Source organism: Acinetobacter sp. A1-4-2, assembly GCF_040233925.1.
Classification (GTDB): Bacteria; Pseudomonadota; Gammaproteobacteria; order Pseudomonadales; family Moraxellaceae; genus Acinetobacter.
On sequence record NZ_CP157981.1, the window covers coordinates 1,120,971 to 1,135,166 of the forward strand.

The 14,196-nt window shown below is 43.1% G+C and carries 11 protein-coding genes; 4 read left to right on the forward strand and 7 right to left on the reverse strand.

Annotated features, from left to right (window positions below; translation table 11 throughout):
* Positions 1-41 precede the first annotated feature (41 nt).
* Positions 42-1,295, forward strand: coding sequence for an NADP-dependent isocitrate dehydrogenase (gene icd, locus ABJ384_RS05510; RefSeq protein WP_349929374.1), 1,254 nt, complete (start codon positions 42-44; stop codon positions 1,293-1,295).
* A gap of 276 nt (positions 1,296-1,571) precedes the next feature.
* Here the strand turns inward: icd and ABJ384_RS05515 are convergent, their stop codons facing one another.
* The gene (locus ABJ384_RS05515; RefSeq protein ID WP_166170253.1) at positions 1,572-2,750 is read right to left on the reverse strand and encodes a YbfB/YjiJ family MFS transporter; all 1,179 of its coding nucleotides are present in this window, start codon (positions 2,748-2,750) and stop codon (positions 1,572-1,574) included.
* 230 nt (positions 2,751-2,980) lie between these two features.
* Here ABJ384_RS05515 and ABJ384_RS05520 point away from each other — a divergent pair, with 230 nt between their 5' ends.
* A complete protein-coding gene (locus ABJ384_RS05520) occupies positions 2,981-4,957 on the forward strand; it encodes an acyltransferase family protein (protein WP_349929376.1) in 1,977 nt (658 codons plus the stop codon).
* Positions 4,958-5,030: 73 nt separating this feature from the next.
* On the opposite strand, the gene ABJ384_RS05525 is transcribed toward ABJ384_RS05520, so the two are convergent.
* Complete coding sequence (locus ABJ384_RS05525; RefSeq protein ID WP_349929377.1) at positions 5,031-6,461, reverse strand: pyridoxal phosphate-dependent aminotransferase; 1,431 nt, start codon at positions 6,459-6,461, stop codon at positions 5,031-5,033.
* A 228-nt stretch (positions 6,462-6,689) separates the two neighbouring features.
* On the opposite strand from ABJ384_RS05525, the gene msrB reads away from it, so the two are divergent.
* Entirely contained in the window at positions 6,690-7,109 is a 420-nt protein-coding gene (gene msrB, locus ABJ384_RS05530; RefSeq protein ID WP_180081045.1) for a peptide-methionine (R)-S-oxide reductase MsrB, read from the forward strand.
* Positions 7,106-7,588 carry a glutathione peroxidase gene (locus ABJ384_RS05535; RefSeq protein ID WP_349929379.1) on the forward strand — a complete coding sequence of 161 codons (483 nt, stop codon included), beginning with the start codon at positions 7,106-7,108 and terminating at the stop codon, positions 7,586-7,588. The genes msrB and ABJ384_RS05535 overlap by 4 nt, the downstream gene beginning before the upstream one ends.
* A 178-nt stretch (positions 7,589-7,766) precedes the next feature.
* On the opposite strand, the gene dapC is transcribed toward ABJ384_RS05535, so the two are convergent.
* The 5 genes from dapC to ABJ384_RS05560 form a co-directional block, all read right to left on the reverse strand.
* Positions 7,767-8,936 (reverse strand): succinyldiaminopimelate transaminase, encoded by a 1,170-nt coding sequence (dapC, locus tag ABJ384_RS05540; RefSeq protein ID WP_349929381.1) that lies wholly within the window; start codon positions 8,934-8,936, stop codon positions 7,767-7,769.
* Positions 8,937-8,961: 25 nt separating this feature from the next.
* A complete protein-coding gene (gene glnD / locus ABJ384_RS05545; RefSeq protein ID WP_349929383.1) occupies positions 8,962-11,628 on the reverse strand; it encodes a [protein-PII] uridylyltransferase in 2,667 nt (888 codons plus the stop codon).
* A 30-nt stretch (positions 11,629-11,658) separates the two neighbouring features.
* Positions 11,659-12,873: a formate-dependent phosphoribosylglycinamide formyltransferase gene (gene purT / locus ABJ384_RS05550; protein ID WP_349929385.1), complete on the reverse strand. Its 1,215-nt coding sequence runs from the start codon at positions 12,871-12,873 to the stop codon at positions 11,659-11,661.
* A 170-nt stretch (positions 12,874-13,043) separates the two neighbouring features.
* Positions 13,044-13,391: an L-valine transporter subunit YgaH gene (gene ygaH / locus ABJ384_RS05555; RefSeq protein ID WP_166170269.1), complete on the reverse strand. Its 348-nt coding sequence runs from the start codon at positions 13,389-13,391 to the stop codon at positions 13,044-13,046.
* Positions 13,381-14,136: an AzlC family ABC transporter permease gene (locus tag ABJ384_RS05560; protein ID WP_166170271.1), complete on the reverse strand. Its 756-nt coding sequence runs from the start codon at positions 14,134-14,136 to the stop codon at positions 13,381-13,383. Before ABJ384_RS05560 ends, ygaH begins: the two co-directional genes overlap by 11 nt.
* Positions 14,137-14,196 lie beyond the last annotated feature (60 nt).

Here is a 14,196-nt window from a genome sequence, read left to right on the forward strand (position 1 = left end):
TATTTTTAGATATCGCTAGATACAAAGGGAGAACCTAGACAATGGGTTATCAGAAGATCGTTGTTCCTGCGGATGGTAGCAAAATTACCGTAAATGCAGACTTGTCACTCAATGTTCCAAACAATCCTATTATTCCTTTTATTGAAGGTGACGGTATTGGTGTAGATATTACACCGGCCATGAAAGCAGTGGTTGATGCTGCGGTTCTAAAAGCTTACGCTGGTAAACGTTCGATCGAGTGGATGGAAGTATACTGCGGCGAAAAAGCAGACAAAATCTATGGCACTTACATGCCGGAAGAAACCTTTGAAGCTCTTCGTGAATTTGTTGTTTCTATTAAAGGCCCGTTAACAACCCCGGTTGGCGGCGGTATCCGTTCTCTAAACGTTGCATTACGTCAGGAATTAGATCTTTACGTATGTGTACGTCCAGTGCGCTGGTTTGAAGGCGTACCTTCTCCGGTTCAACATCCTGAACTGACGGACATGGTGATTTTCCGTGAAAACTCTGAAGATATCTATGCAGGTATTGAATGGAAAGCAGATTCACCAGAAGCCAAAAAAATCATCCGATTCCTGAAAGAAGAAATGGGTGTGACTAAAATCCGTTTTGAAGATAACTGTGGGATCGGGATTAAACCGGTGTCTAAAGAAGGGACTCAGCGTCTGGTTCGTAAAGCGATCCAGTTTGCCATCGATAATGACAAGCCAAGCGTGACGCTGGTCCACAAAGGCAACATCATGAAGTACACCGAAGGTGCATTCAAGGAATGGGGCTATGAAGTTGCGCTTGAGCGTTTTGGTGGCGAACTTCTGGATGGTGGGCCATGGGTTAAAATCAGAAACCCTAAAACCGGTAAAGACATCATTATTAAAGATGTGATTGCGGATGCCTTCCTGCAACAAATTTTGATGCGTCCTGCTGATTATTCAGTCATCGCAACGCTGAACCTAAACGGTGACTATATTTCTGACGCGCTTGCTGCCGAAGTGGGCGGTATCGGGATTGCTCCTGGTGCCAACATCGGTGGTGCAATCCAGATGTACGAAGCGACTCATGGGACTGCTCCTAAATATGCCGGTCAAGACAAAGTCAATCCGGGTTCAATTATTCTTTCTGCTGAAATGATGCTGCGTGACATGGGCTGGACTGAAGCGGCTGACTTGATCATCAAGGGTATTTCTGGTGCAATTGCCAATAAAACTGTGACCTATGATTTTGAACGCTTAATGCCGGACGCGACTTTGCTACGCTGTTCGGAATTTGGTCAGGCGGTCATTAACAACATGGAATAAGTCATTTGACCTGAATCTGTATGAAAAAAACCTGCGCATATCGCGGGTTTTTTTATGGTTACGGCACACGATGTTTTATAGATCAGGAGCGAAATTTATCATGCAATCTGCACAATAGCATGAATAGTTAAGCGGTATGTTCTAGCATCGAACAAACGCGAGCAAGATAGTCAGTATGCGTCTTATTGCGACCGTTATGCTCATTTTTGGAGGTCAGTCCCGGTATCTGGTGGTGCAGCAGGCATACGTTATGCCATCTGCCTGAATCGAAACAGGTTATGCTGGCTCACTGGTTTTGAATTTAGCTGTACGGGTATGCCAGACCAGTTGTAATGTTCCCGATAATAAAACTATCGCAGCCAAGACAAACTGTTGATGATAAGTCACGCCAAAATGTTGCAGAGTGCTAAAACTTAATCCGCCAATCAGCTGCACAGATGCAAAGCATAGTGTGGCAATACTCCAGAGCTTTTTATACGCCAGACCATAGAGTTGCAGGATGGTATAGGAGGTTAAAAACACCACTGCCGGATTGAGCATGCCGGTAAAAAAGGAAGAAGCAAAAGTCAGCACTGGACTGGTGTTTAAGGTTGCAATAAAAATGGCTACTATATACAGACTGTAAAGAATTTTCAGGGCGAAAAAATTGCCAAATTTTCTTGCCAGTGAATAGGCAGTAAAAGCCCCGAAAGCACTTCCTAAGCCATACAGAATCCAGTTGAAATTGATCCAGAACAGGTTCAGCCCCAGTTCATGGCTCAGGTAGTCAATCCAGAATAATGAATGGGGAATATAGGCAAATGCACTGCAGGCATATACAACCAGCAAGCTATAAAAGATTGTGTTGAGTGGAGTTTTAGATTGAGCCGGCACTGTTTGTGCAGACAGATGATGCTTAAATTGTTGCAGTAAAACACTTAAGCAGGCACAAATAATCAGCGCGAAGCCACATAAAATCAGCCAGGCGGTCTGTATGGAAATCTGGTCCAGATAAGGCAGGAACAGGGTCGCCAATAAAACCCCCAGACCAATTCCGCTAAAACCAATAAAATTGATTTTAAAACGGTCCTGAATCTCACAGCATTGTGCCACTACACTCGGGGATAAAATCATCAGCAGGCCGCCACTGATTCCCGAAATCACACGCCAAAAAATATACCAGGCTTGCGGAAAACCGGAAAATGCACAGCACATTAAACTGAACATTCCGGCAATTGCAGCCATCTGAATATATAGGGTCATGCTTTTGTTTTGAGGTAGTCGCATGGCTGCAAAAGCCCCCATCAGATAACCGAGTAAATTGGCACTGCCTAAAAGACTGGCAAAACCTGTTGACCAATCAAACGCTTCACGCGTGCTGGGTAACAAGGCGGTATAGGAGAAACGTAAAATACCAATCCCCAAGCACATACTGAGGCATAAAAAAAGACTAAGCTTGATATTGGTTGAGGACATCCATGTACTCACAGTATTTATTATTCATTCATCATATAAATAGCATGTGTACCGAACAATAAACAGGATCAGAACAAATAAACACTATAAAAACATGCGTGCATACGTGATTAAGTAATCTTTAAGAGTGGTTCTATAAAATTAGCCAAGATATAAATCTTTTATTTTGTAAATTGAGTTTTCTGAATAAAGGCATACAATTTTGCTTCTTGATTATACTTTGTGAAATGATGAATTTCTCCTATCGTGCTGATATCGATGGCTTAAGGGCAATCGCCGTTTTATTGGTGATTTTTAACCATGTCGGATTATCTTTTTTTTCAGGAGGATATATTGGTGTGGATATCTTTTTTGTCATTTCAGGTTATTTAATTACCCTCATTTTAACCCACGATATTCAGTGCAAACGGTTTTCTATTGCACGGTTTTACAAGAAACGTGTGGTACGCCTGGCACCTGCTTATTTTACCGTACTCAGCGTTGTCAGTATTATTGCCTGGCAGGTGATGCTACCTGGGGATCTGACGCAATATTTTGACAGTGTAATGTATGCCACTCTGCTCATGGCGAATATCTATATGCGCAATGAGGTGGGAGATTACTTCAGCCAGGATGCCGAAGGTATTCCTTTATTGCACTTATGGTCGCTTGGGGTAGAAGAGCAATTTTATATTTTCTGGCCGTTATTGTTATTGCTGTTTGTTGGAAAGGTGTCGCGTAAATATACCTGGGCCATTATCACGACATTAATCGTGACTTTACTGTTTTATGCCCAGCACACGTTAACGCAAAATGCAGAGAAGGCCTATTACAGTATGCCGGTACGTGCCTTTGAGTTGCTGATTGGTGCATTAATTGGCTTTCTGCCTCAGCTCAAAATTCCGGAAAAATTACGACAAAGTCTGGTTTGGATCAGTTTGATCGTTTTATTTGCGGCGGCAGTAAATTTTGATCAACAGACACCTTTTCCTGGCGCAATGGCACTGATCCCGTGTTTGGCAACTGCATTCATCATTTATCTCGGGCAATGTTCACCCTCAAGTAATGTGTTACTGAGCAATCGTTTAAGTACCTGGATAGGAAGAATTTCTTATCCCTTGTATTTATGGCACTGGCCGATTATCGTGTTATTCGGCATTTATATGCAGCCATTAAATGTCGAAAATCAGGTGGTGATTGTATTATTGTCCATCCTGTTGGCATTTTTGACCTATCAGCTCATCGAAAAACCGAGCAAACGTTTTGTGATGGCGGCGAATTACAAGGTGATAATCATTGGTTTTCTGCTGCCAGCCCTGAGTTTTATTGCCATTGCCAAGACCGTCAATCTCAATGAGGGTTTTCCAGACCGGTTTCCGCAATCTGTTTATAGTAAGCAGGAAGCAATGCTTTCTTATGCGCATGTGATCCGAAATAAATGCATGGATATTGAAGACCCGAAAGCGTTACCGCATCAGGAGGACTGTGTCTTGGGCAAGCGGAAAGCGGCTATCGATTTTTTGTTGATTGGTGATTCGCATGCTAACGCTTATAGCGCAATGCTGGATGTCTGGGCCAAAGATGCCAATTTACGCGGTTATGATGTCACACAAAGTTCAACCTTCTATTTACCCGGAGTGCGGCGTTTTGAATCTAATTTTAATCGCTGGGAAGAGCTGAGCGAATTTAAATTAAGAAATGATGCGATTACTGCCCATCTTGTGAAAACACATTATCCCACCATTATTTTAGCCGGTTCTTATGTGCCATATTTTGGTGATGAAGTGAAGCTGCAAGATGGTGTTCATCATTCCAATACAGAAATATTTAAAATCGGTTTTATGAAAGCTTTGAGGATTGCTTCTCAGTCCAGTGATCAGGTGATTCTGCTGAATGATGTACCGCGCTTAGATCAAGATGGGGTGCCGGCAGATTGTAATTTGCGCAATGAAATTTTACATACTCATGCGCCATGTACTGTGTCCAGAAAGAATTATGAGGCACAGTTACTACAATTTAACCGAATTGTTGCAGAGGCAAAACGGCAATACCCTGACCTGAAAATTATTGATCCAACCAAGGCAATGTGTGATCAGCAGGCGTGTAAAATTATGATTAATCAGGTGCCTTTATATCGGAATAAAGACAGTAATCATATTAATAATCAGGGTTCTAGAGAATTAGGTACTGAATATTTAAAACAGTTTGGCAATCCGCTTGAAGACTAACAAAGGTTAGTAGCAGGCATAAAAAAACCGCGTGATCAAACGCGGTTTTTTAGCAATCTCCGAAATCAGGACATTAGCGCATTTTTGACAGGAAGCGACCTAAACGGGTAATTGCTTCACGTAATTCATTTTCGGCCGGCAAGAATACCACGCGGAAATGGTCTGGAGTCGGCCAGTTAAAGCCGGTTCCTTGAACCAGTAACACTTTTTCCGCACGCAATAAGTCGAGCATGAATTTTTCATCATCCTCAATTGGGTAAATTTCCGGATCCAGTTTAGGAAAACAGTACATGGCACCTTCAGGTTTTACGCAAGAGACACCCGGAATGTCATTTAACATTTCCCAGGCAATATTGCGTTGCTCATATAAACGGCCACCCGGACGGATCAAGTCATTAATTGACTGATAACCGCCTAAAGCAGTTTGAATGGCATATTGCGCCTGATGGTTGGCACATAGGCGCATCGATGCCAACATGTCCAAGCCTTCAATATAGTCTAAGGCCCGTGATTTATCACCGGTAATGGCCATCCAGCCTGAACGGAAACCTGCAATACGATACGCTTTAGACAGACCATTAAACGAGATGCAGAGCTGGTCACCGGCAAGTGCAGCAACAGCAACATGCTCAATGCCATCATAAATAATTTTGTCATAAATTTCGTCAGCGAACAAAATCAGGTCATATTTTTTTGCCAGATCAACAATTTGTTGCAATACATGACGTGGGTATACCGCACCGGTCGGATTGTTTGGATTGATAATCACAATACCACGGGTATTTGGTGTGATTTTATTTTCCATATCCGCAATGTCTGGATACCAGAAGTTTTCTTCATCACATTTATAATGAATGGCAGTACCACCAGACAGGTTTACGGCAGCTGTCCATAATGGATAATCCGGCATAGGCACCAGCATTTCATCGCCGTCATCCAGCAAGCCCTGCATCGCCATTACGATCAGTTCAGACACCCCATTACCTACATACACGTCATTCACATGCATGTTGAGAATGCCTTTTTGCTGGTAATACTGGCAGATTGCCTTACGCGCAGGGAAAATCCCTTTTGAATCGGTATAACCTACCGCATTGGGCAGGTTTAAAGCGACATCATTAATAATTTCTTGCGGCGCTTCGAAACCGAATGGGGCAGGGTTACCGATATTCAGTTTAATAATCTTATGCCCGGCTTCTTCCATTTCGTTGGCCGCTCGTAACACAGGTCCGCGAATGTCGTAGCATACATGCTCGAGCTTAGACGATTTTTTAATTTCGCGTGGGGTGTGGAAAGTGTTCGGCATTTTTATGTTCTCGGAAAGAGTGGAGGTCACTTTTGCATAACGGTATAAATAGCTTTTAAATGTCTCGGTTGTTACCAGATCGAGATGATGTTCATCTCTGAGTAAAGCAACAATTTTTTCATGCGTAAAACCTGTCTGTTGATATTGTTTAATCACAGGCAGCAGATTTTTAAAAATTACGCTCTTTTTCTGCGACATTTTTTAATCCTGAGCAAGAGTAGGACTAAGCCTAACACTAAATTTGCTTACAAAAAAGCATTTAATTTTCAGAATTGCTTACCATAATTTTATATTTGCTTACTTTTTGCTTTTTGAGTCATTATATTGATTTTGTAAATTGTTGAATAAAGACTAGAAATTTAAGATTGAATGACGTAAATATACGATTATCCTATTTTAAATAGCACGATATAAAGGGACGTCATCATGGGAAAACTCAATAAAACAGAAAGAGAATGGCAAAGAGAGTTATCACCAGAAGAGTTTCGCATTACGCGACAAAAGGGGACGGAGCCAGCATTTACCGGTAAGTACTGGAATACCAAGCAGGCAGGGACTTATCTTTGCCGTTGCTGTGGGACAGAATTATTCTCTTCTGAAACTAAATATGACAGTGGTAGTGGCTGGCCAAGTTTTTATCGCCCTGTAAATAGTTCGGTCATTGAGGAGCATCAGGATTCGACACATGGTATGGTCAGAACCGAAATTGTTTGCCATCATTGTGGCGCACATTTAGGCCATGTTTTTGAAGATGGTCCACAACCTACAGGATTGCGCTATTGCGTAAATTCAGCTTCTTTAGAATTAAAAACACAAGAAAAAAGTGACGAGGAAACCTATCCATGACCAACATTTATCAGTTTGAGGCTGAGTTGTTAGATGGAAAAAATAAATCATTTGCCGATTATCAAGGTAAAGTTTTATTAATTGTAAATACCGCAAGTAAATGCGGTTTTACTCCCCAGTTTGCAGGTCTTGAAAAGTTGTATGAAAAATACAAGGATCAGGGGTTTGATGTATTGGGCTTTCCCTGTAACCAGTTTGGTGGGCAAGATCCGGGTTCCAATGAACAGATTGGTGCATTCTGCCAAAAAAATTACGGCGTGAGTTTCCCGATGTTTGCCAAAGTGGATGTAAAAGGGCCTGAAGCCCACATTTTATTCCGCTATTTGACCAATAACAGCAAGGGAATTTTAGGCAATGGCATTAAATGGAATTTTACCAAATTCTTGATTGGCAAAGATGGCAAGGTGCTAAATCGTTTCGCACCCACCACTAAACCTGAAGAGCTGGAAAGTGAAATTGAAGCAGCTTTAGCGCAGTAAGCTGGAATAATAGAAAATAAATAAAATAGGGCGATTCATGAATCGCCCTATTTTATTTTACAGGCTTAGAAATCTATTTCATTTTCACAAATGCAATCAACAGGTCATTTAATCCACAAGCCAATCATCCACTGGTGAAACAGTGGATGATGCTTGATCTTATTGTCTCTTTAATTCATTAAAGAATGGCTTTAAGACGCTGAATGGCTTGTTCACATTGTGCGATATCGGCGACCAATGCCATACGGACATGATTTTCACCCGGATTGCCTTGTTCGGTATCACGTGACAGATAACGGCCAGGCAGGACTTTAATATGGGCTTTTTCCATCAGCATTTTGGCAAAAGTTTCATCATTGTCTACTTTTAACCAGTAATAGAAACCTGCATCCGGTTTTTTCAGTGGTAGTAAATGCCCCAGTTCATTTTGGAATAATTCAAATTTGGCACGGTACAACTTACGGTTTTCTTCTACATGCACTTCATCATCCCATGCCGCGATTGATGCCAGCTGGTGCTGAACCGGCATGGCAGCGCCGTGATAGGTACGGTATTGCAAATATGGTTTCAGTAAAGTGGCATCACCTGCTACGAAACCTGAACGCATACCCGGCAGGTTTGAACGCTTTGAAAGGGAATGGAACACGACACAGTTTTTGTAATCATCACGGCCGATTTCGGCACAGACTTCCAGTAAACCGACAGGGGCTTGATCAAACCACAGTTCCGAATAGCATTCATCTGAGGCAATGACAAAATTATATTGGTCTGAAAGTGCGATCAGTTTTTTAAATTGCTCTTTTGACAATACTGCACCAGTCGGGTTGCCTGGGGTACAGACAAATAGCAATGCAGTTTTTTCCCACACTTCTGCAGGAACCGCATCAAAATTACCCAGATAGTTATTTTCTTCTGTGCAATTAATGAAGTAAGGTTTGGCACCGGCAAGCAAGGTTGCACCTTCATAAATTTGATAGAAAGGATTTGGCATCACCACATAAGGCGCATCTTCACGGTTCACTAAAGCCTGAACAAAAGAAAAAATGGCTTCACGAGTTCCAGAAACTGGCAATACATTGCTCTCTGCACTGATGCTATTGAGCTTGAAGCGACGTGTGAGCCAGTTGGCAATGCTTTGACGTAATTCAGGTAAGCCTTTGCTGTTCGGGTAAGTCGATAAATGCTGGAAGTTGTCAATAATGGCCTGTTTTACAAACTCGGGTGCCGGATGCTTTGGCTCACCAATTGATAAGGCAATAAGGGGTAAATCTGCAGTTTGGATATCCTGAAAAAGCTTATTTAACTTTTCAAAAGGATAAGGATGCAATAATGACAAACTTGAGTTCATGAAATCGATACCGCGTAAATTTAAGTTAGTGGTGACCAGAGACTAGACTTGAGGCTTCATCCAGAGCTGACTTCAATTGGGCAGCAAAAATTTCAGCTTCTGAATCAGTCATTGGCTTACCATCTTTTTTGGTGACAAAGAAAATATCTTCTGCACGCTCACCCAAGGTAGCAATTCTAGCAGAATGAATATCTAAACCCTGCATCATAAATAAACCACCTACTTTAGCAAGTAAACCCGGATGGTCGAGCGTTGCAATTTCAACCATGTTTTGCTGTAAAGCGGCATTCAGGGTGATATCCACGGTATTTTCAATATCAAAATGGCGTAATTGGCGTGGAATACGACGTTGCATTAAGCCCGGGTATTTATCTGACTCGCTTAACGCCTTGACCAAAGCATCAATAACCGTCTGTTCACGCTCAGGGTCGGTCAGCAAGGTACCAAAACGATCTAAAACCACATAGGTGTCCAGACTAAAGGCCGTTGATGCGGTGATAATCCGTGCATCCTGAACGTCCAGATTCATCCGGTCCAAAATGGCAACGGTGGTGGCAAATAGATTCGGTTGATCCTGAGTGTAAATAAAGATCTGTACCGCATCTTGTGCCGACTGGCGATGGGCACGCATCAAGACCAGAGGTTCGGTGTTGTTGCCATGCTGCAATATGGCACGGGTATGCCAGGCAATTTCATCGGCTGATTCTTTAATAAAATATTCATCGCCCAGTTCTTGCCAGACTTTTTCGACATCGGCCAGAGAGAAGTCATTGACCAATAATTCACTGGCAGCAAATTTGGTGTCTTCAATCAGCATTTGATAATCCACCGGATGTCCAAGACCGGTACGAATCACATCACGTGCATGGGTATAAAGTTGACGCATTAAGGAAGCACGCCAGGTATTCCAGAGTTTGGGATTGGTCGCGTTAATATCTGCAACAGTTAAGGTATACAGATAATCCAGATGCTCCATATCACCGAGTTTTTCAGCAAAATCTTGAACTACATCCGGATCGGAAATATCTTTTTTCTGTGCAGTCATGGACATCAGTAAATGACTTTGAATCAGCCAGGCCACCAAATTACATTCACGTTCGGTAAAACCATGTTTCCGGCAGAATGCAATCGCATCTTCTGCACCCAGTTCACTATGATCACCGCCACGGCCTTTGGCGATGTCATGGAACAGGGCTGCCAGATAAACAATGTCGCGACGGCGAAGGCGTTGGAACACTGAACTGACCACCGGGAAATCTTTGGCAAATTCAGGTTCTTTAAAGCGGTTTAAATTACGCAGCAATAACAGGGTATGAGCATCTACGGTATAGATGTGGAACAGATCATATTGCATCAGTCCCATAATTTGCCCAAAGGCTGGAATGTAATTGCCGAGCACGCCATAACGTTTCATCGCCACCAGCGTATCATACAGGCGATGCGGTGAACGGATGATCGCCATAAACAGGGCTTGGTGTTCGGAGTTATCGCGATAATCTTGATTGATGCGTTTGGCTGCAAGGGTGAGCAGACGTAAAGTGCGGGCACGGATGCCTTCAATTTCAGGGCGATTTGCCAATAAATAGAAGATTTCCAGGATTGCACTGGGACGTTCCGAGAAAATTTTATGATGCTGTACCGCCAGTTTGCCATCGACCAGTTTGAAATTTTCGTTAATTTCTTCAATTTTACGTTCGTAGTTGGGCAAACGTGGGGTAATCACAGATTCATTAAAGTAAGCCAGCAGCATTTCATTTAATGTGGATACCTGCTGTGCGCTACGATAATAACGTTTCATGAATTGTTCAATCGGATAATTCGGTGATTTATCTTCTTCACGTGTATAGCCAAACAGGGCCGCAATATCACGCTGATAATCGAATAACAAGCGGTTTTCATCGCGTTTGGTAAGGCGGTGCAGATGATGACGGATTTCCCATAGAAAGCTTTCAGCTTCTTCTAGCACACCCAGTTCGAACTCTGAAATAAAGCCTAAATGTACCAGGTCATAAATACGGTTGACCCGGAAGTGACGTTTGGCAATCCAGCCAATCTGGTTGATATCGCGGATGCCTCCCGGCGCATTTTTAATGTCCGGTTCCAGATTGCTTTCGGTATTGTTATGCTGAGCATAGCGCTTTGCCTGCTCATCCATTTTGGCATCAAAAAAGGTTTTATCGGTCCAGGTTTGTGAAACAATACGGCGTGGCCATTTCGCCAAATGCCGGTTACCACTAATTAAACGCGATTCAATCAGCGCAGTCGCGACGGTCAAATCATTAGTGGCCTGTTCCACACATTCGTAAATGGTGCGTACACTAATACCGGGTTTGAAATTACCGACATCCCAAAGCGAGGAGATAAAAGTAGAAATCAGTTTTTCCTGCTCGGCAGTAATATCATCTTCCGATAAAATCATGATATCGACATCGGAATAAGGCAACATTTCCCGACGACCATAACCACCCACGGCAAACAGACCCAGATCGGTCTGGTCAAGTTCAGCATGTCTCCAGAGAAACTCAAGGGCTTCATCAATCAAATGGGAGCGGGCCAGGATAATTTCCCGGATGGACTGTCCATTTTCAAAACTTTCCTGAAGCTGATTTTCAACATCGGTGCGCCATTGATTGATCGCCTGAATGTCATGGTTACTTTTAACGTAATTCAGCAGTGGAGAAGTATTGATCATGAACAGTGGTCCGTTAATAAGGTTACAAGTTTAGTTTTGTTGAACACTGACTTGAGACGCCGTCTCTAGTGCAAGTTTACGTGCCTGATCTGTTGTTTCAGCACGTGCAGTTGCGACCCCCATACGACGACGTTTAAAACCTTCGGGTTTACCAAAAAGGCGTAAATCGGTGTTTGGGTTGGCTAAAGCAAGATTTAAGCCAGAAAAAGACAAATTGCGATCATCAACGCCTGCATAAATGACGGCACTGGCTGCAACACTATGACGAGATGTACTTACTGGCAGACCTAAAATGGCACGTGCATGTAATTCAAATTCGCTCTGGAATTGCGATGCAAGGGTAACAAGCCCTGTGTCATGCGGACGTGGAGATACTTCACTAAACCATACTTTATCGCCTTTGACAAACAGTTCCACGCCGAAAATACCGCAGCCCCCTAAAGCAGCCGTGACCTTATGTGCAATGCGCTTAGCTTCTTCTAAAGCCACCGGAGTCATGGCCTGAGGTTGCCAGCTCTCGACATAATCGCCAGAGTCCTGACGGTGTCCAATCGCGTCGCAGTATTGGGTTTCAATTTCGCCTGTTTCAGCATTTTTGGCACGAACTGTGAGCAAGGTAATTTCAAAGTCGAAATCGATTTGTGATTCCACAATCACTTTACCCTGATTGACCCTGCCACCGGTTTGCGCATATTCCCAGGCCGCATCGACTTCATCAAAGCTCTTAACTCGTGATTGTCCCTTACCGGAAGAAGACATTACCGGTTTAACAAAGTTGGGATAGCCAATGTCATCACAGGCGGCACGGAATGATTCAATCGAGTCGGCAAAACGGTAAGCTGAGGTCGGCAAGCCCAGTTCTTCTGCTGCCAGACGGCGAATGCCTTCACGGTTCATGGTCAGGTTGACGGCTTTTGCTGAAGGAATCACGGTGGCAATATTTTGTTGTTCGATTTCAACCAGAACCTGAGTTGCGATGGCTTCAATTTCGGGCACAATCAGATTGGGTTTGATTTTGTCAATCAGTTGTTTGAGTTCTTCGGCATCTGCCATATTCAAGGTATAAGCATAATGCGCAACTTGCATCGCAGGAGCATGGTCATAACGGTCTGCTGCATGAACTTCTACACCTAAACGTTGCAGAGAAATCACCACTTCTTTACCTAGCTCTCCTGAACCTAATAACAAAACTTTAAAGGCAGAAGCTTGAAGGGGAGTACCAATAGTCACGCTCATGTAAATCATCCATGCTTGATTTTATGGACTTTTAGCATAGCAGAACTGATTGGTGAATTAAGCCCGGATTCACATAAAATAATGATATTGTCCAACAATTTTATTTATAAAGTGATCTCTAGCTTTAATTTTAATCCCTTCAAAATCTCCCCTTTAAAAAGAGGAGATTTTTAAAACACTTAGAAGGAAACGGGCATATAGGTGTAAATCAAACCATAGGTCAAGGCGGCGGTTAAAGTCGCCGGGACAATCTTCTTAAACTTAAAATATAGCCCGGTTAAGGTCAGGAAACCTACAAGCATGGCGAAGCTTTTATTGGGGCTTTCCATCAAGGGGGGAAGAGTTGCCACCACCAGCATGGAACTGATCGCGGCGATGCCAATACTGCCTAAAGCTATTCTGATCCAGACTGAGCCACGCTTTTGAGAATTTTGCTGATGTTTTTGAATGACATAAAAAGGACCAAAACGCGAAGCAAAATTGGCAATGCCGACAATGATCCCGACCAGAATAATTTCAAGATTCATGGGTTTCTCCCAATACATCATCATGCTGTTTTAAAACATAATGTTTAAATAAACCTGCCAGAATACCGGATAAGATGCCAATAAAAATGGCTGCTGACAAATTAATGAAATAGCAGGCAATCGCGGAAACAATTAAACAGACCGTGACAATAAAGGTATGTTTCTTTTCAAAGGCAGCGAGCAGGAAGCTGAGGAATAAGGCCGGCAGCAAGAAATCCAGCGCGGCTTGTAAAAACTGCGGTAAGGCACTGACCTGGTCGGCAAACAGGCCGCCTAAAAATGAACCTAAAGCCCAGGACATCCAGCTAAACAGGCTTAAGCCCAGCATCCAGGACTCTGACCATTCCTGACGTCGTTGCGAGAGTTTAATCATGCCCGAGGCAAACACTTCATCGGTCAGGCCCCAAGCCCAGACGGCAGTTTTCTTTAAATTCAGCTTGTCCTGAATCAGGTTTTGTAGGGCCGGACCGTAAAGTACATGACGAATATCTAAAGCAATCACAGTGAGGGCAGTCATCCAGATGGATGTACCACTACCCAGTAAAGCCACGACCAGAAACTGGCTGGCACCGGCATACATGGAGCAGGATAGAAATAGTGCTTCCCAAGAGCTAAAACCGAACTGGCTGGCCGAAACACCAAAAGCAAATGAAACAGGAAGATAAGTAAAAATAATGGCTTGGCTGTCTTTAGCACCTTGCCAAAAGCCGGCAGCTTGAACTGGAGGGATTTTGTGCTCAGACACGACACACCTTTGCGGGAGAGTTGAACAACAGGTCAAATGATGATTGAGTATTGTACTCGA

Bases quoted from the DNA above. Each gene is read 5' to 3' on its own strand.
- ABJ384_RS05525 (WP_349929377.1), bottom strand. From the start codon at position 6,461: ATGTCGCAGAAAAAGAGCGTAATTTTTAAAAATCTGCTGCCTGTGATT.
- ABJ384_RS05535 (WP_349929379.1), top strand. From the start codon at position 7,106: ATGACCAACATTTATCAGTTTGAGGCTGAGTTGTTAGATGGAAAAAAT.
- icd (WP_349929374.1), top strand. From the start codon at position 42: ATGGGTTATCAGAAGATCGTTGTTCCTGCGGATGGTAGCAAAATTACC.
- ABJ384_RS05515 (WP_166170253.1), bottom strand. From the start codon at position 2,750: ATGTCCTCAACCAATATCAAGCTTAGTCTTTTTTTATGCCTCAGTATG.
- msrB (WP_180081045.1), top strand. From the start codon at position 6,690: ATGGGAAAACTCAATAAAACAGAAAGAGAATGGCAAAGAGAGTTATCA.
- ABJ384_RS05520 (WP_349929376.1), top strand. From the start codon at position 2,981: ATGAATTTCTCCTATCGTGCTGATATCGATGGCTTAAGGGCAATCGCC.
- dapC (WP_349929381.1), bottom strand. From the start codon at position 8,936: ATGAACTCAAGTTTGTCATTATTGCATCCTTATCCTTTTGAAAAGTTA.
- purT (WP_349929385.1), bottom strand. From the start codon at position 12,873: ATGATTTACATGAGCGTGACTATTGGTACTCCCCTTCAAGCTTCTGCC.
- ygaH (WP_166170269.1), bottom strand. From the start codon at position 13,391: ATGAATCTTGAAATTATTCTGGTCGGGATCATTGTCGGCATTGCCAAT.
- glnD (WP_349929383.1), bottom strand. From the start codon at position 11,628: ATGATCAATACTTCTCCACTGCTGAATTACGTTAAAAGTAACCATGAC.